Origin of the sequence: Marinobacter sp. UBA2688 (assembly GCF_002352785.1) — a bacterium.
Lineage (GTDB): Bacteria > Pseudomonadota > Gammaproteobacteria > Pseudomonadales > Oleiphilaceae > Marinobacter > Marinobacter salarius.
In genome coordinates this window covers 398-648 of the sequence record NZ_DELU01000014.1, presented here as the reverse complement: position 1 = coordinate 648, position 251 = coordinate 398, and the positions used below count along the sequence as shown (strand labels likewise).

Below are 251 nucleotides of genomic sequence, written 5' to 3'. Positions count from 1 at the left end.
CTGCGCCCCGATGCGAAAAGCCAGGTCACCTGCCGCTATGAAAACGGCAAGGTCACCGGCATCGATGCCATTGTTCTGTCCACCCAGCACGACGAAGACGTGTCCCAGGCAGATCTGAAAGAAGCCGTCATGGAACTGATCGTCAAGCACGCTCTGCCGGCGGAGTTGCTGCACAAGGATACCCAGTTCCACATCAACCCGACTGGCAAGTTCGTGATCGGCGGCCCTGTGGGCGACTGCGGCCTGACCGG

1 pseudogene is annotated in these 251 nt (G+C 60.6%); it reads left to right on the top strand.

Annotation, left to right across the window (positions count from 1 at the left end):
• A pseudogene (locus B3M52_RS08310) lies at positions 1-251 on the top strand (methionine adenosyltransferase); the annotation flags it as partial.